The sequence below is a fragment of the Enterobacter sp. MGH 38 genome (assembly GCF_000492855.1).
Classification (GTDB): domain Bacteria; phylum Pseudomonadota; class Gammaproteobacteria; order Enterobacterales; family Enterobacteriaceae; genus Enterobacter; species Enterobacter hormaechei_C.
In genome coordinates, this window is record NZ_KI535607.1 from 306,683 (window position 1) to 323,710 (window position 17,028).

At 55.0% G+C, this 17,028-nt stretch carries 15 protein-coding genes; 8 read left to right on the forward strand and 7 right to left on the reverse strand.

Going from position 1 to position 17,028, the window contains the following annotated elements; genetic code table 11:
* Position 1: 1 nt before the first annotated feature.
* Positions 2-1,327 carry a PTS sugar transporter subunit IIC gene (locus tag L384_RS19445; RefSeq protein ID WP_003862812.1) on the reverse strand — a complete coding sequence of 442 codons (1,326 nt, stop codon included), beginning with the start codon at positions 1,325-1,327 and terminating at the stop codon, positions 2-4.
* Between the two features lie 299 nt (positions 1,328-1,626).
* Here L384_RS19445 and L384_RS19440 point away from each other — a divergent pair, with 299 nt between their 5' ends.
* Positions 1,627-2,664: a LacI family DNA-binding transcriptional regulator gene (locus L384_RS19440; protein WP_003862814.1), complete on the forward strand. Its 1,038-nt coding sequence runs from the start codon at positions 1,627-1,629 to the stop codon at positions 2,662-2,664.
* On the opposite strand, the gene lysA is transcribed toward L384_RS19440, so the two are convergent.
* Positions 2,634-3,896, reverse strand: a complete 1,263-nt coding sequence (gene lysA, locus L384_RS19435; RefSeq protein ID WP_003862815.1) for a diaminopimelate decarboxylase — start codon at positions 3,894-3,896, stop codon at positions 2,634-2,636. The genes L384_RS19440 and lysA overlap by 31 nt on opposite strands.
* Before the next feature lie 120 nt (positions 3,897-4,016).
* Here lysA and L384_RS19430 point away from each other — a divergent pair, with 120 nt between their 5' ends.
* Positions 4,017-4,943, forward strand: coding sequence for a LysR family transcriptional regulator (locus L384_RS19430; RefSeq protein ID WP_023323697.1), 927 nt, complete (start codon positions 4,017-4,019; stop codon positions 4,941-4,943).
* Here the strand turns inward: L384_RS19430 and L384_RS19425 are convergent.
* On the reverse strand, positions 4,938-5,630 hold the full coding sequence (locus L384_RS19425) for an aspartate/glutamate racemase (protein WP_023323698.1): 693 nt from the start codon (positions 5,628-5,630) through the stop codon (positions 4,938-4,940). The genes L384_RS19430 and L384_RS19425 overlap by 6 nt on opposite strands.
* Positions 5,631-5,765: 135 nt before the next feature.
* Here L384_RS19425 and L384_RS19420 point away from each other — a divergent pair, with 135 nt between their 5' ends.
* Positions 5,766-6,089 carry a cupin domain-containing protein gene (locus L384_RS19420; protein WP_003862821.1) on the forward strand — a complete coding sequence of 108 codons (324 nt, stop codon included), beginning with the start codon at positions 5,766-5,768 and terminating at the stop codon, positions 6,087-6,089.
* 33 nt (positions 6,090-6,122) lie between these two features.
* On the opposite strand, the gene wzz(fepE) is transcribed toward L384_RS19420, so the two are convergent.
* Positions 6,123-7,259: an LPS O-antigen length regulator Wzz(fepE) gene (gene wzz(fepE) / locus L384_RS19415; protein WP_023314779.1), complete on the reverse strand. Its 1,137-nt coding sequence runs from the start codon at positions 7,257-7,259 to the stop codon at positions 6,123-6,125.
* Between the two features lie 544 nt (positions 7,260-7,803).
* Between wzz(fepE) and L384_RS19410 the strand changes: the two genes are divergently transcribed.
* Genes L384_RS19410 through L384_RS19395 form a run of 4 tightly spaced genes read left to right on the forward strand, consistent with a single transcriptional unit; the run spans position 7,804 to position 12,029 of the window.
* Complete coding sequence (locus L384_RS19410) at positions 7,804-8,694, forward strand: carbohydrate ABC transporter permease (RefSeq protein WP_003862825.1); 891 nt, start codon at positions 7,804-7,806, stop codon at positions 8,692-8,694.
* Positions 8,687-9,589, forward strand: coding sequence for a carbohydrate ABC transporter permease (locus tag L384_RS19405; protein ID WP_003862827.1), 903 nt, complete (start codon positions 8,687-8,689; stop codon positions 9,587-9,589). Before L384_RS19410 ends, L384_RS19405 begins: the two co-directional genes overlap by 8 nt.
* Before the next feature lie 12 nt (positions 9,590-9,601).
* Entirely contained in the window at positions 9,602-10,729 is a 1,128-nt protein-coding gene (locus tag L384_RS19400; RefSeq protein WP_003862829.1) for an ABC transporter ATP-binding protein, read from the forward strand.
* A gap of 13 nt (positions 10,730-10,742) precedes the next feature.
* On the forward strand, positions 10,743-12,029 hold the full coding sequence (locus L384_RS19395) for an ABC transporter substrate-binding protein (protein WP_003862832.1): 1,287 nt from the start codon (positions 10,743-10,745) through the stop codon (positions 12,027-12,029).
* An 82-nt stretch (positions 12,030-12,111) separates the two neighbouring features.
* On the opposite strand, the gene L384_RS19390 is transcribed toward L384_RS19395, so the two are convergent.
* The 3 genes from L384_RS19390 to kduI form a co-directional block, all read right to left on the reverse strand.
* Entirely contained in the window at positions 12,112-13,527 is a 1,416-nt protein-coding gene (locus tag L384_RS19390; protein ID WP_003862834.1) for an arabinose-proton symporter AraE, read from the reverse strand.
* 312 nt (positions 13,528-13,839) lie between these two features.
* Positions 13,840-14,601: a 2-dehydro-3-deoxy-D-gluconate 5-dehydrogenase KduD gene (gene kduD / locus L384_RS19385; RefSeq protein ID WP_003862835.1), complete on the reverse strand. Its 762-nt coding sequence runs from the start codon at positions 14,599-14,601 to the stop codon at positions 13,840-13,842.
* 63 nt (positions 14,602-14,664) lie between these two features.
* The gene (gene kduI, locus L384_RS19380) at positions 14,665-15,501 is read right to left on the reverse strand and encodes a 5-dehydro-4-deoxy-D-glucuronate isomerase (protein ID WP_003862837.1); all 837 of its coding nucleotides are present in this window, start codon (positions 15,499-15,501) and stop codon (positions 14,665-14,667) included.
* 300 nt (positions 15,502-15,801) lie between these two features.
* Here kduI and L384_RS19375 point away from each other — a divergent pair, with 300 nt between their 5' ends.
* A complete protein-coding gene (locus tag L384_RS19375; RefSeq protein ID WP_023323699.1) occupies positions 15,802-16,977 on the forward strand; it encodes an oligogalacturonate lyase family protein in 1,176 nt (391 codons plus the stop codon).
* Positions 16,978-17,028: the final 51 nt, after the last annotated feature.

A 17,028-nucleotide genomic window follows, 5' to 3' on the forward strand; every position in this document is an offset into this window, starting at 1 on the left:
CTCATGCGTTATCGGTGGCTTGTTGCAGCGCGGCCTGCTCTGCGCGGCGTGAGGCAATTTTCACAAACGGCAGATAGATAATCACCGCGGTCACGATGCAGATAAACTGGGTGATCACCGCCCCCATGGAGCCCGCGGTTGACAGCCAGGCGTTGATCAGCGGCGGCGTGGTCCAGGGCACCATCACCACGGCTTTCCCGGCAAATCCGGTCACGGTGGCAAAGTAGCCAATCGAGCCCGTCACCAGCGGCGTGATGATGAACGGGATAGCCAGGATCGGGTTGAGCATGATTGGCATCCCGAAGATCACCGGCTCGTTGATATTAAAAATACCCGGGCCGATGGAGAGCTTAGCGATCTCCTTCATCTCTTTACGTTTGGTGGCAATCATGACGGCGATCAGCAGGCCGATGGTCAGGCCGGAGCCGCCGATGCTCATATAGACGTCCCAGAACGGCATGGTGATGATGTTTGGCACCTCTTTGCCCTGCTCGAACGCGCTCATGTTAACGGTGATTGCCCCCAGCAACAGCGGCTCGCGGATCGGCTTGATCATCTGGTTGCCGTGAATACCAATCACCCAGAACAGCTGGGCGACAAACATCAGCAGCAGGATCCCCGGCAGGCTTTGCACCACGCGCTCCAGCGGCTGTTGCACCACCTGGTAAACCGCGTCGTAGAGATACATGCCGGTAATCTGATGAAACACGAAGCCAAAGGTGGCGATGGCAGTGGTGGTGATAATGGCCGGGATCAGCGCAGAGAACGACGCGGCGACGTTCGGCGGCACCGTGTCCGGCATCCTGATTTTCAGCCCCTTGCGGTTTTCCAGCCAGCAGTAAATCTCCACTGACAGGATGGCGATAAACATGCCGAGGAACAGGCTGCGGGTATCGGAGAACTGGCGCAGCAGCACGTCTTTCACCACGTGCATCTCGCCGTCCACCAGCATTTCCACCGTGGTTGGCGTCACGCAGATAAAGCAGATCACCGCCAGCAGGCCGGGGAACAGGGACTTAATGCCGTTAATACGCCCCAGCTCAATGCCGATTAAAAACACCGCACCGATGTTGAGAAAGTTAAGCGTGGCATAGTTGAGCGCGCTGGTGATCGGCTTTAACGCCGCCAGAAACGACAGCGACTGAAAGCTCGCCAGGCCGTTTTTCGGATCCAGCACCATATTGGAGATCAGTACCGAGAACGCCCCCACAATGATGACCGGCATTAAGGTAATAAACGCAGACTTGATCGCCTGGATATAGCGATAGCTGTTGAACGTGGTGGCAAAACTGCCCAGAGCGTCGATCAGTTTTTCCTGAAATGCCATAGGGTAATACCTCAGTAAAAGGGCTTTTATTGAATAAGATGGACAGCCGGATACTATTGGTATGCCAAAAATAGCGCCCACAGGCGCTTTGTTCTGTGATTAAGCTCTCAATGAGGTAAGAGGTATTCCAGATTGCGATTTATCACCATTTTGGCATGCCAATGACAGGCATTTATCCCGCTGGCGAGGATCGTTACCGAAAAGCGTGATCGTTATGGGGTTTTGCCCTTCCCACGTCGCTTATGCGCCGGATGGTCTGTGTTAAACTGCAAACCATTACGTGGAAACAGGAATTTCGAATGGCAACAATGCTGGATGTCTCACTGCGTGCGGGCGTGTCGAAGGCCACCGTTTCGCGCGTGCTGAACGGCACAGGTCAGGTTAAAGAGAGCACGCGTCAGCAGGTATTTCGCGCGATGGAGGAGCTGGGCTATCGTCCGAACTTTCTCGCGCGTTCGCTGGCTAACCAGACCAGCAACAGCATTGGTCTTGTCGTCTCGACGTTCGACGGTTTTTACTTTGGTCGTTTGCTACAGCAGGCGTCACGGCAGACCGAAAAGCACGGAAAACAGCTGATTGTTACCGACGGTCACGACGCCCCTGAACAGGAAGAACAGGCGGTGCAGATGCTCGCCGACCGCAAGTGCGACGCCATCGTGCTGTACACGCGATACATGAGCGAAAAGACGATCCTGAAGCTGATCAACAGCGTGCAGACGCCGCTGGTGATCATTAACCGTGAAGTGAGCCAGGCGGCGGATCGCTGCGTCTTCTTTGAACAGCAGGACGCGGCCTTCAAAGCGGTGGATTACCTGATAAGCCAGGGTCATCGGGAGATCGCCTGTATCACCGTCCCGATCCACACCCCAACGGGTAAAGCGCGGCTGATGGGCTACCGTAAGGCGCTGGAGAAGCACGGTATTCGTCTCGACGAGCGGCGGATTAAATACGGCGATGCAGGCATGACGCGGGGTTACGAGCTGTGCAAGGAGCTGATTGCGGAAAAGACATCGTTCAGCGCCCTGTTTGCCTGTAATGATGATATGGCCCTGGGCGCCTCCAAAGCATTACACCAGGCCGGGCTGAAGATCCCGCAGGATATTTCGCTGTTTGGTTTTGACGATGCCCCCAGCGCAAAGTGGCTGGAGCCTGCCCTGTCGTCGGTATATTTGCCGATCGACAACATGATCGTCACGGCAATCGACCAGGCGATCCGGCTGGCAAAAAACCAGCCGGTTGAAGCGATCCCGCCGTTCACCGGCACGCTGGTGTTACGCGATTCGGTGACAACAGGGCCGTGGTTTAATCAGACCAGCTCTAACGCCAGCAGCTCCTGAATGGTCTGGCGACGGCGAATCAGCCGCGCCACGCCGTTATCAAACAGCACTTCCGGCAGCAGCGGGCGGCTATTGTAGTTGGAAGACATAGACGCCCCGTACGCACCGGTATCATGCAGCACCAGATAATCTCCCGGTTTTACCTCTGGCAGCGAACGGGTTTCGACTTTCCCGCCTTCCTGCTGAGTAAAGACGTCACCGGATTCACACAGCGGGCCGGCAACAACGGTCTCGATGCGCGGCGCGTTGACCAGATCGCGGCCATCGGCGGCAAGCGCGGTAATGTGATGATAGCTGCCGTACATGGACGGGCGCATCAGGTCGTTGAAGCCAGCATCAATCAGCACAAAGTGACGGCTTCCCATCTCCTTCACGCTCCGCACCTGCGCCACCAGCACGCCAGCTTCGGCGACCAGGAAACGACCCGGCTCAATCTCCAGCTTCACCGCATGGCCCAGATGGGCAGCGATCCTGTCACGCGCGGCGCTCCACAGGCCGTAATAGTGATCCGTGTCGATCGCCTCTTCTCCTTCGCGGTAAGGGATCGAAAGCCCTCCCCCGGCGGAGATCGCCTCCAGATCCTGACCAAAATCGATAACCTGACGCACCATTGCGCCACAGACCTGCTCAAGATGGCCATAATCCACGCCGGACCCGATATGCATGTGAATGCCCACCAGCTTGAGGTTGTAGCGTTGTAAAACCTCCAGCGCCGCAGGCATATCGGCATACCAGATCCCGTGTTTACTGTTTTCGCCCCCGGTGTTGGTTTTCTGACTGTGGCCGTGACCAAAGCCCGGGTTGACGCGCAGCCAGACGCGATGGCCAGGAGAGACCTGCCCAAGCTGTTCCAGCATATCCACCGAACCAGCATTGACCGGGATTTGCAGCTCGTGCACGCGCGCCAGCGTGGCGTCGTCTATCAGGTCAGCGGTGAAGACGATCGCGTCGCTGTCGGCTTTCGGATCAAACCCGGCCGCCAGCGCACGTTCGATCTCACCCAGCGATACGGAGTCAACCTTCACGCCCTGCTCGCGCATCAGGCGCAGAATATGAATATTGGAGCAGGCCTTCTGCGCAAAACGCACCACGTCAAACTGATGCAGCGCGGCGATCTTCTCGCGGACAATCTGCGCATCGTAAACCCACACCGGACAGCCGAATTCGGCAGGCAGGCGCAGCAGGTTATCGGCGTTTAAATCGGTTTCGGTCTGGTTGAGCGGGCGTGGCATGGTCGTCTCCGGAAATCTGTTTTTTATCATTACGCCATAGCCTGAAGAGAATAAAAAATATCGTTTTATCGTGAGTCTATGCAAAAATGATATGGAACACGCTCAGCCATCAGGTGCCCTATGCCCGCCGTTAACCTACGCCATATCGAGATTTTTCATGCGGTGATGACCACCGGCAATCTCACTGAAGCCGCGCACATGCTGCACACCTCGCAGCCGACGGTCAGCCGCGAGCTGGCGCGTTTTGAGAAAGTGCTGGGGCTGAAGCTGTTTGAACGCACCCGCGGCAGGCTGCATCCAACGGTGCAGGGTTTACGTCTGTTTGAGGAGGTTCAGCGCTCCTGGTACGGGCTGGACAGGATCGTGAGCGCGGCAGAGAGCCTGAGGGAGTTCCGCCAGGGCGAACTGTCCATCGTCTGCCTGCCGGTCTTTTCCCAGTCATTCCTGCCGGTACTGTTACAGCCGTTTCTGGCCCGCTATCCGGAGGTCAGCCTGACCATCGTGCCGCAGGAGTCGCCGCTGCTGGAGGAGTGGCTTTCGGCCCAGCGCCACGATATGGGTCTGACCGAAACCCTCGTCACGCCAGCGGGAACGGAACGCACGGAGCTGCTGTCGCTGGATGAGGTCTGCGTGCTGCCTGCCAGCCACCCGCTTGCCCACAAAACGGTGCTGACACCGGCGGATTTTCACGGTGAGAACTATATCAGCCTGTCGCAGACCGACAGCTACCGGCAGCTTCTGGATGGCCTGTTTGCCGAACATCAGGTGAAGCGGCGGATGGTGATGGAAACGCACAGTGCGGCGTCAATTTGCGCGATGGTGCGCGCGGGCGTGGGTATTTCGGTGGTGAACCCGCTCACGGCCATGGACTACGCCAGCAGCGGCGTGGTTCTGCGCCGTTTTAGCGTTTCCGTTCCCTTTACCGTGAGCCTGATCCGCCCGCTGCACCGGCCCGCCTCAGCGCTGGTTGATGCCTTTAGTGAACATCTGATTGCGCACGCGCGTCAGGTGGCGCTTCGCTTACCTGACCTGCAAAAACCTTTATGACAGCATAAACTCCACCGCATCCGCGGCATGGATGGCGGCGGTATCGAAGACCGGTATCGGGCTTCGGTCTGCCGGCACCAGCAGACCGATTTCGGTACAGCCGAAGATGACCCCTTCCGCTCCCTGCTGCGCCAGTTTCTCTATCACGCTGACGTACCAGGCGCGCGAAGCTTCGCTGAAGGTGCCCAGACACAGCTCATCAAAAATAATCTGGTTAATGCGCGCCCGGTCAGCCTCCTCCGGGATCAGGCTTTCAATCCCGAACTGGCTGCTCAGCCGCCCGCGGTAAAAATCCTGTTCCATGGTGTAGCGCGTCCCCAGCAGCGCCACGCGCGTCATGCCGGCGGTACGTATGGCACGCCCGGTGGCATCCGCGATATGTAAGAACGGCAGCGAACAGCGGTCTTCAATGTGCGACGCCACCTTATGCATGGTGTTGGTACACAGCAGAATACCCTGCGCGCCCGCACGCTCCAGCCCGAGCGCGGCGTCCGCCAGTATCTGCCCCGCTTTGTCCCACTCCCCGCTCGACTGGCAGGCTTCTATTTCATGGAAATCCACGCTGTGCAGCAGCAGGCTGGCCGAATGCAGACCGCCCATACGCTGTTTAACGCCTTCATTAATCAGGCGGTAGTACGGGATCGTTGATTCCCAGCTCATGCCCCCTAACAGACCGATCGTTTTCATCTTTCCTCCTGTGCGTTTCACCCAGTGAAGCAAACTTGTGATCGCCTTTCCAGTTATTTGGCTAAACGTTTCCTTTTCTCGGCGGGTGAGATAAGTTAATTGAAACAATGTTTCATTACATAACAGGGCGAAAATATGTTTATTTTCCATAAAGAGACCACGCTTGAGGATCTGGGCAACGGCGTGACGCGTCGTATTCTGGCGCACGACGGCAGGATGATGGCGGTGGAAGTGAATTTCGAGGAAGGCGCGATTGGCCCGATGCATAACCACCCGCATGAGCAACTCACCTACGTTCTCTCGGGGGAATTTGAGTTCACCATTGGCGAGGAGAAGCATGTGGTGACCGCGGGCGACACCCTCTATAAAGCGCCGCACGTGATGCACGGCTGCGTTTGCCTGAAACCCGGCACCCTGCTGGATACCTTTACGCCGGTACGCGAAGATTTCCTGAAATAAAAAAAGGCGCTCAGTTGAGCGCCTTTTTTGATGTTATTCCGTTACCGGCTCAGGAAGTTGTTCCGGCAGCGGGTTGCGGGTGCTCATAGCCTCGCGCAGCAGCACGCTGCCACAGGCGAACAGTCCACCCAGAATACACGCCAGCAGCACGATGAGGGCTTTGCCCGGGCCATCTTTTTTCACCGGCATAGAAGGTGAAAGCTGGTATTTGAACGGCTCCAGGCTCACATCTTCGAAGGAGAGTTTTTGCAGCTGTGCCAGATAGTATTCGCGGTTCTGGAAATCGGCGTTCAGCTCAGAAACGTCCTTGAGATTTTTTTCAATCTGCAATTTCTGCGCAATCCCGTCCGCACCGAGGGCGACGGAATAATCCGGATCGTCTTTCACCGCCTGTCCATTGCTGTAAACCGGCTTTTTGATCCCAGCCGCGTTCGCCACTTCCAGCGAGTAGTTCAGGCGTTGCAGGTTGGTATTGTGGATATTGGTCAGACGGACCCGATCCAACTCCAGCTGCTGCTGTACCGTTTTGGTTCTCAGGATCAGCTGATCGCGAATGTTTTGCATGGTCTCCTGCTCGACGATGCGGGAGATGTACTGAATGTAACCATTCAACACTTTCTGCGCATCCTCTGCCGTTGGGGCTGTGAAGCTTAACGTCCAGGAGAGGTATGGTGCTTTATCGGCATTTTTTTCCTGCGTGTTATCAACAGCCTTCATCTTTTCGGCAATATTGACCACCGCGCGGTGCAGCTCCAGCGGGTCAACCTCAGCGCCATCGAGCTGAGCCATCACGTAAGGTGAGCTCTTCATGTACTCTTCAAGCAGAGACTGGGACTGAAACTTTTTGATAAACAGATTAAACACATCCGCACGGGTAATTTTCACGTCGACATCAAGCACCTGGAGCGCCACCATCATCTGGCGCAGCGAACTCCACTGCGTCTGTTCCGCGGGCGTAATGACCGCTTTACTGGTCCATTTTTGCGGTATCAGAAAGGCGATTGCCAGGCCGACCAGTGCAAATGCAAAGACAATGGTGATGATGCGTTTTTTTGCTGCCAGCAGGACGTCCAGCAGACCCAGAAGATCTATTTCTTTAGCGCTGACCGCCGGGGGAGCATAGTGAGGAAAATTGAGATCCGTATGTTTTTTGAAATCCATCGCTGACATAACTGTTCTTCTTTTAAGGATGCAGTGAAATTCTGCCTGACTGGTTCCGGTGTAACAAATCATACAAGAATGTAAGAATTATCTGAATGACGAATTGGTACATCTGTAGACCTGCTATCAGATCTGGTAGTTAGCCACGCTGCGTGACTATTGTTATTCCTGCTCCCCTTTTGCTTCATTATCTCTTCCTCATGGGCCGCGGCGAACGTCCGTGGAAAGTCAAAAATGCCACCTCCCTCACTATATTGAAACAGCGTTTCGACGCTGATCACATTTCCACCATTAAGCGAATGACGCAGAAATAAATCGCAATAATATAAAATAAAACGATGTTTTAGTATACAAGAACACCGGTTCAGCTCTTTTGAAACCCGAAGCGCTTACACCACGACGAAAGACAAAAAAGCGTTAAAAAACAAACGTAGGTTTTGCCGTTGCCAGACGTTGCACCCTGAATTTCAGCTCCCATGCCGCGCATCGCAGGCCTGGGAAAATGTAACAAAGCAGATTTCGTATTAAACCATTGATTGCCAGGTAGGTATGTATGAATGAAAACAAGCTGCTGGGGCTCGCATGGATATCACCCTATATCATCGGGCTGATACTCTTTACGGCATTCCCCTTCGTCTCATCGTTTTTCCTCAGCTTTACGGATTACGATTTGATGAGTCCGCCGGTGTTTAACGGCATCGAAAACTATCGCTACATGTTTACCGAAGACACGCTCTTCTGGAAATCCATGGGCGTGACCTTTGCCTATGTATTTTTAACCATCCCGCTAAAGCTCGCCTTTGCATTAGGAATTGCCTTTGTCCTGAACTTTAAATTACGCGGCATCGGCTTTTTCCGAACGGCCTACTATATTCCGTCGATCCTCGGCAGCTCCGTCGCCATTGCCGTATTGTGGCGCGCCTTATTTGCCATCGATGGCCTGCTGAACAGCTTTATCGGCGTTTTTGGCTTTGATCCGGTGAACTGGCTGGGCGAGCCGTCGCTGGCGCTGATGTCCGTTACCCTGCTGCGCGTCTGGCAGTTCGGTTCCGCGATGGTCATCTTCCTGGCCGCGCTGCAAAACGTACCGCAGTCCCAGTATGAAGCGGCAATGATCGATGGCGCATCGAAATGGCAGATGTTCATGAAGGTGACCGTGCCACTGATTACGCCGGTGATCTTCTTCAACTTCATCATGCAGACCACGCAGGCGTTCCAGGAATTTACCGGGCCGTACGTGATTACCGGCGGCGGGCCAACCTATTCGACCTATCTGTTCTCGCTCTACATCTACGACACCGCCTTTAAGTATTTCGATATGGGCTATGGCGCGGCGCTGGCGTGGATCCTGTTCCTGGTGGTGGCCGTCTTCGCCGGTATCGCCTTTAAGTCGTCGAAATACTGGGTGTTCTACTCCGCCGATAAAGGAGGCAAAAATGGCTGATATTCAACAACTCTCCACGGCAAGAAGCGTCGCCGAACGCGAAGTGGCCCGCACGCTGCGCAGAGAGAAAATCAACGCCTCCGTTCGCTATGTGATTCTGCTGGTTGTCGGCCTGCTGATGCTTTACCCGCTGGTGTGGATGTTCTCCGCGTCGTTCAAACCGAACCACGAGATCTTCACCACACTGAGCCTGTGGCCTGCCCACGCCACCTGGGATGGTTTCGTAAACGGCTGGAAAACCGGCACCGAGTACAACTTCGGCCATTACATGCTGAACACCTTTAAGTATGTGATCCCGAAAGTGATCCTGACCATTATCTCCTCCACCATCGTGGCGTACGGCTTTGCCCGCTTCGAGATCCCGTGGAAGAAGTTCTGGTTCGCCACGCTCATCACCACCATGCTGCTGCCCAGCACCGTGCTGCTGATCCCGCAGTACCTGATGTTCCGTGAAATGGGCATGCTCAACAGCTATATGCCGCTGTACCTGCCGCTGGCCTTCGCCACTCAGGGGTTCTTCGTCTTCATGCTGATCCAGTTCCTGCGCGGCGTCCCGCGTGACATGGAAGAGGCGGCGCAGATTGACGGCTGTAACTCCATTCAGGTGCTGTGGTACGTGGTAGTGCCGATCCTGAAACCGGCCATTATCTCCGTCGCCCTGTTCCAGTTCATGTGGTCCATGAACGACTTTATCGGGCCGCTGATTTACGTCTACAGCGTGGATAAATACCCCATCGCACTGGCGCTGAAAATGTCCATCGATGTCACCGAAGGCGCGCCGTGGAACGAAATTCTGGCAATGGCGAGCATCTCCATTCTGCCATCCATCATTGTCTTCTTCCTGGCACAGCGCTACTTCGTACAGGGCGTCACCAGCAGCGGAATTAAAGGTTAAGAGGGAAATACCATGGCTGAAGTTATTTTCAACAAGCTGGAAAAGGTCTACTCCAACGGCTTTAAAGCGGTACACGCTATCGATCTTAAAATTGCTGAAGGGGAATTCATGGTGATCGTCGGCCCATCCGGCTGCGCCAAATCCACGACACTGCGCATGCTGGCGGGGCTCGAAACCATCAGCGGCGGCGAGGTGCGCATTGGCGACAAGATCGTGAACAACCTCGCGCCGAAAGAGCGCGGTATTGCAATGGTGTTCCAGAACTATGCTCTCTATCCGCACATGACGGTGCGCGAGAATCTGGCCTTTGGTCTCAAGCTGAGCAAACTGCCGAAAGATCAGATTGAGTCTCAGGTGAATGAAGCTGCCAAAATTCTTGAACTGGAAGAGCTGCTCGACCGCCTGCCGCGCCAGCTTTCCGGCGGCCAGGCGCAGCGCGTGGCGGTAGGCCGTGCGATTGTGAAAAAACCGGATGTATTCCTGTTCGATGAGCCGCTTTCAAACCTCGACGCCAAACTGCGCGCTTCGATGCGTATTCGTATTTCCGACCTGCACAAGCAGCTGAAGAAATCCGGAAAACCGGCGACCACCGTTTACGTGACACACGACCAGACCGAAGCGATGACCATGGGCGACCGCATCTGCGTGATGAAGCTCGGCCATATCATGCAGGTGGATACGCCGGACAACCTCTACCACAGGCCGAGGAACATGTTCGTGGCGGGCTTTATCGGCGCGCCGGAGATGAATATACGCAAAAGCGTGCTGGTCGAAAAAGCGGGCCAGCTGCACATCGCCATTGGCGATGAAACCATGCCGCTGAACGCGGAGAAGCAGGAGAAAGTCGCGGCCTACGCGGGTCAGGAGATTTACTACGGCGTGCGTCCGGAATTTGTGTCGCTCTCTGATGAGCCCTTCCCGAACGGCGGCTGTAGCGGGGAGATGGTGCGCGTTGAGAACATGGGCCACGAATTCTTTGTGTACCTGAAGGTCGCGGACTACGAACTGACCGCCCGAATCCCGTCCGATGAAGCTAAACCAATGATTGATAAGGGGCTTCATCGTAAGGTGTATTTCACGTTTGAGATGAACAAGTGTCATATTTTTGACGCAAAAACTGAACAGAACCTCTCTCTCTGATGGAGTGATAAAAATGAAAAAAGTGCTTTTAAGCGCAGCAATCTCCGCGACCCTGGGTCTTACCGCTTTGCCATCGATGGCGCAGAATGTGGATTTACGGATGTCCTGGTGGGGCGGCAACGGCCGTCACCAGGTCACCCTGAAAGCGCTGGAAGAGTTCCATAAGCAGAACCCGGACATCAACGTGAAAGCGGAATACACCGGCTGGGATGGTCACCTCTCCCGTCTGACCACCCAGATTGCGGGCGGCACCGAGCCGGACGTAATGCAGACGAACTGGAACTGGCTGCCGATCTTCTCGAAAACCGGTGACGGCTTCTACGATCTGAACAAGATGAAGGACGTGATTGACCTGTCGCAGTTCGATCCCAAAGAGCTGCAAACCACCACCGTGGACGGCAAGCTGAACGGCATTCCGATCTCGGTGACGGCGCGCGTGTTCTACTTCAATGACGAAACCTGGAAAAAAGCGGGTATTGCGTACCCGAAAACCTGGGACGAGCTGATGGCGGCCGGTAAAACCTTCGAGAGCAAGCTCGGCAAGCAATACTATCCGGTGATCCTGGAGCATCAGGATACGCTGGCGCTGCTGAATTCGTACATGATCCAGAAGTACAACATTCCTGCGGTGGATGAGAAAACCAAAAAGTTCAGCTACACAAAGGAACAGTGGGTAGAGTTTTTCCAGACCTACAAAAAGCTGATCGACAGCCACGTCATGCCAGACACCAAATACTATGCCTCGTTCGGTAAGAGCAACATGTATGAAATGAAGCCGTGGATCCAGGGTGAATGGGGCGGCACCTACATGTGGAACTCCACCATCAACAAATATTCCGACAACCTGAAGCCACCGGCGAAACTGGAGCTGGGCAACTACCCAATGCTGCCGGGCGCCACCGACGCAGGTCTGTTCTTCAAACCGGCGCAGATGCTGTCGATTGGTAAGACGACCAAAAACCCAGAGGCGGCAGCGAAGCTGATTAACTTCCTGCTCAACAGCAAAGAAGGGGTCGATACGCTGGGTCTTGAGCGCGGCGTGCCGCTGAGCAAAGTGGCGGTGCAGTATCTGACCGAAGACGGCACCATTAAAGAGGACGATCCTTCCGTGGCGGGCCTGCGCCTGGCGCAGTCGCTGCCGGCGAAACTCACCGTCTCGCCATACTTTGACGACCCACAGATTGTGGCGCAGTTCGGTACCTCTTTGCAGTATATCGACTACGGGCAGAAAACCGTGGAAGAGACGGCCGCTGACTTCCAGCGTCAGGCGGAGCGTATTTTGAGACGTGCGATGCGGTAAAAACAAAGCCGGGTGGCGCTTCGCTTACCCGGCCTACACGGTATCGTAGGCCCGGTAAGCGAAGCGCCACCGGGCAATGACATTACACGCCGATATTACGTAGTTTCTCCCCTTTCATCAGCTTGCGTTCAATATGCTCCAGGGTCACGCCTTTGGTTTCCGGGATCAGCCAGAACGTCACGCCGATAAACGCCACGTTCAGCACCGTATACAGCCAGAAGGTGCCTGCCGCGCCAATCGCATCCAGCAGCGTCAGGAAGGTCGCGCCAATGATCATATTCGACACCCAGTTGGTGGTGGTGGAACAGGTGATACCAAAGTCGCGGCATTTCAGCGGCTGAATTTCAGAGCACAGGATCCACACCACCGGTGCGGCGCTCATCGCGTAACCGGCGATGCACATCATGGTCATGCCAACGGAGAGCCAGGAGAGGCCGCTTGACGCCGTGCCGTTATCGAACTGCATCAGGCAGTAACCAAGGATCAAGGTGCCGAGCGCCATTACGCTAAAGCCAATTTTCAGGGCCGGTTTACGTCCGGCCTTATCGACGGTGAACACCGCGATAAAGGTGGCGAACATAAAGGTCAGCCCCACCACCAGCGTGGCGATCATCTGCTGTTCGGTGGTGGTAAAACCAGCCATTTTAAAGATGCGTGGGGCGTAATACATGATGATGTTCATCCCCGTGAACTGCTGCATCGCCTGTAACAGCATGCCGAGGAACACCGCGCGGCGCACGTTGCGGTTCGCCTTAAACAGGGACCAGCCGCCCTGCTTCAGCTTCAGGCTTTCGCGGATTTCGTTCAGCTCTTCACGCGCTTTTTCAGACGTGTCGCGCAGCATGCGCAGCACCTCTTCCGCCTCCACGTGACGCCCTTTTTGCGCCAGCCAGCGCGGGCTGTTCGGCAGGAAAATGACTAACACAATCAGCAGCACCGCAGGCAGCGCCAGCACGCCAAGCATTGCCCGCCAGTTGCCGCTGTAGCTGAAGTACGTATCCGACAGGAATGCCAGCACGATCCCGAGCGTCACCATCAGCTGGTACATGCTGATCATTTTACCGCGCACGTTCTCGCTCGCCATTTCGGAGAGGTAAAGCGGCGCGGTGTAGGACGCGATACCTACCGCCACGCCCAGCAGCACGCGAGAAAGCAGCAGCACTTCAACGTTGGTGGCAAACGCCGAACCAAGAGAGCCAGCAACAAACAGGATCGCCCCGACCATCAGGCTGTATTTGCGCCCGAGACGGAACGACAGCCAGCCGTTAAACAGTGCGCCGATGGCCGCACCCAGCATCATGCTGCTCACCACCCACTCTTGCAGGCGGTTGCTTAACGTAAAGTGGTCGGTAATAAAGGGCAGTGCGCCCGCGATAACGCCGATATCCAGACCAAACAGTAAACCGGCTACGGCGGCCGCAACAGAAACAAACTGGTTCATGCGTCGGGTATCGCGCAGCGCAGCGGGCATAAGGGTAGAGTCATTTACAGATGTCATTGTTTCCTGCCTCAACAGCGAAATTCGTTAAGTGAAATTACGAGATACCGGGAGAAAGTGTCAGGCCGGAAATGGTGAAGATATGGATTATTTCGCTACGACACACCGATCTGTGATGGACATTACAATTTCAAATCAGGATGGTTTAACCTTATTTTTGATTAATTAGTTAATATTTAAGCAATAAATGTGTGACACTCGTCATTCATTCCTTTTCAGTATGGATTTTTCATCTTTAAGGATATGGATAAAGCCAATTTTGGCGCAAAAAAAACCTCTACCCGAGGGCAGAGGTTCTTTATTCGGGCTGACTTAACGTGCCAGCCAGCCGCCGTCTACGGCAACGGTGTAGCCGTTAATGTAGTCCGAAGCCGGGGACGCCAGGAATACAACCGGGCCCATCAGATCGCTCGGCAGACCCCAGCGACCCGCTGGAATACGCTCCAGGATTGCCGCGCTGCGCTCTTCATCCGCACGCAGCTGCTGGGTATTGTTGGTGGCCATGTAGCCCGGCGCAATCGCGTTGACGTTGATGTTGTGCTGCGCCCACTCGTTCGCCAGCAGACGGGTCACGCCCATCACGGCACTCTTCGATGCGGTGTAAGACGGCACGCGGATGCCGCCCTGGAAAGAGAGCATGGAGGCAATATTAATGATCTTGCCACCTTTCCCCTGAGCAATGAAGTGCTTCGCAGCCGCCTGGGACATAAAGAACACGCTCTTGATGTTCAGATTCATCACGTCGTCCCAGTCCGTTTCGCTGAAGTTAATCGCGTCTTCACGACGGATCAGGCCGGCGTTGTTGACCAGAATATCGATATGCCCAAACTCCGCCACCGCGCGATCCAGCAGCTCAGGGATCGCATCGATTTTGCGCAGGTCCGCGGTCAGGCTCAGGAAACGGCGGCCCAGCGCGGTGACGCGCTCGATGGTTTCCGTTGGCTCAACGATGTTAATCCCGACGATATCGCAGCCCGCTTCCGCCAGACCTAACGCCATACCCTGCCCCAGCCCGGTGTCACAACCGGAAACCACAGCCACTTTACCTTGCAGAGAAAATGCATCCAGAATCATGTTTGTTCCTTAATCGTTCAGCGCCTGTCAGCAACAGGCAGATGTATGCTTAACTGCCTGCGACTAGCGCAGATCCTTAACAGCGACGTGGTCCATGTCATCAAAGACCTGGTTTTCACCGACCATCCCCCAGATAAAGGTATAGGCTTTCGTTCCCACGCCAGAGTGGATGGACCAGCTCGGCGAAATGACTGCCTGCTCGTTGTGCATAACGATATGGCGCGTCTCCTGCGGCTGTCCCATCATGTGGAACACGCAGGCGTCTTCATCCATGTTGAAATAGAAGTAGACTTCCATGCGGCGCTCGTGGGTATGGCACGGCATGGTGTTCCACAGGTTGCCCGGCGCAAGCTCGGTCAGCCCCATGCTGAGCTGGCAGGTTTCCAGCACATCCGGAACAAAGTATTTGTTGATGGTGCGACGGTTGCTGGTGAGGTTATCGCCAAGGGTCACCGGGGCAACGTCCGCTGGCGTGACTTTTTTGGTTGGGTAAGTCGTATGAGCCGGGGCGCAGTTGTAGTAAAACTTCGCCGGTTTGCTGGCATCAATGCTGGCGAACACCACCTCTTTCGCGCCTTTGCCGACGTACAGCGCGTCGCGGTGACCAATTTCGTAGCACTGGCCATCGACGGTAATGGTGCCCGGCCCGCCGATGTTAATCACGCCCAGTTCACGGCGTTCGAGGAAGTAGCTCACGCCCAGCTGTTTGCCCACTTCACCGCCCACGGAGACGGTTTTCGCCACCGGCATAATCCCGCCCACAATAATGCGGTCAATATGGCTGTAGACCATGGTGTACTTGTCGGCTTCGAACACTTGCTCAACTAAAAACTCACTGCGCAGCCCCTGAGTATCCAGCATTTTAGCGTGCGCACTGTGGATGCTTTGTCTGACGTCCACGTAAACCTCCAGAATTGATCGTGCCCGAAGGCAAAGATAAATAACGAAACAATGTTCCGTTTTCGTGATGAACACATATTATCCCCTGACAACGGGGTTTTCAATTGCATTTAAAACAACGCTTCATTTTTTCTGCCTGTTTATGCCAGAAATGGAGTTTCGATCACGATAAATCTTTAAGACCCTCAATCTGGTTAATGAAAATGAGAAAGTGCGCTGTCAGTCACACATAATGAAACAACGTTTTGATAATTTATCACCTAGTTTTCAACCTACATTACGCGTTCAAAGGAGTGCATTATGGCTAAAGGTATGCGGGTCAAGCTGAACTATGAGGTCAGCCGCGATCCGGATACAGGCGTGGAAGTCACCCGCCTGACCCCACCGGAAGTAACCTGTCATCGCAACTACTTTTACCAGAAGTGCTTCTTTAACGATGGCAGCCACCTGCTGTTCGCCGGGGAGTTCGACGGTCACTGGAACTATTACCTGTTGGATCTGAAAAACGCCGAAGCGGTACAGTTGACCGAAGGCGCGGGCGATAATACCTTTGGCGGGTTCCTCTCTCCGGACGATAAATCCCTCTACTATGTGAAGAACGATCGCACCCTGCTGGAGGTGGATTTACAGACGCTGGCAGAGCGCGAAGTGTACCGCGTTCCGGAAGAGTGGGTCGGCTACGGCACCTGGGTCGCGAACAGCGACTGCACCAAACTGGTGGGTATTGAGATTGCCAGACGTGACTGGACGCCACTCAACGACTGGAAAATTTTCCACGACTTCTTCCACAAAGGGCCGCACTGCCGCCTGCTGCGCGTTGATCTGAAAACGGGTGAAAGCACCACCATTCATGACGAGAAGATCTGGCTGGGACATCCGATTTATCGCCCGTTCGATGACAATACCGTGGCCTTCTGTCATGAAGGGCCGCACGACCTGGTCGACGCCCGCATGTGGCTGATCAACGAAGATGGCAGCAACGTGCGGAAAGTGAAAACGCACGCGGAAGGTGAAAGCTGTACACATGAATTTTGGGTGCCGGACGGGTCCGCGCTGATCTACGTCTCTTATCTGAAAGGTCAGCAAGGGCGTACCATCTCCCGCTTCAACCCGGACACCGGCGTGAATGAAGCGGTAATGAACATGCCCGCCTGTTCGCATCTGATGAGCAACGTTGACGGCAGCATGCTGGTTGGCGACGGTTCCGGTACGCCTGTTGACGTGAAAGACACCGGCGGCTACACCATTGATAACGATCCTTATCTGTATGCCTTTGACGTGGCGAAGAAAGCTTATTACCGCATCGCCCGTCATGACACCTCATGGGCTACGGTGGCGAACAGCCGCCAGGTAACCCACCCGCATCCGTCCTTCACGCCCGACGAAAAAGCGGTGCTGTACAGTTCCGATAAAGACGGCAAACCGGCTCTCTATATCGCGAAACTCCCCGAGCAACCTGAAATGTTGCATGCCTGAATGAGTTAGTGTTTCTGTAACTGGCCTTGCCCTCCGATTCGGAGGGCTTTT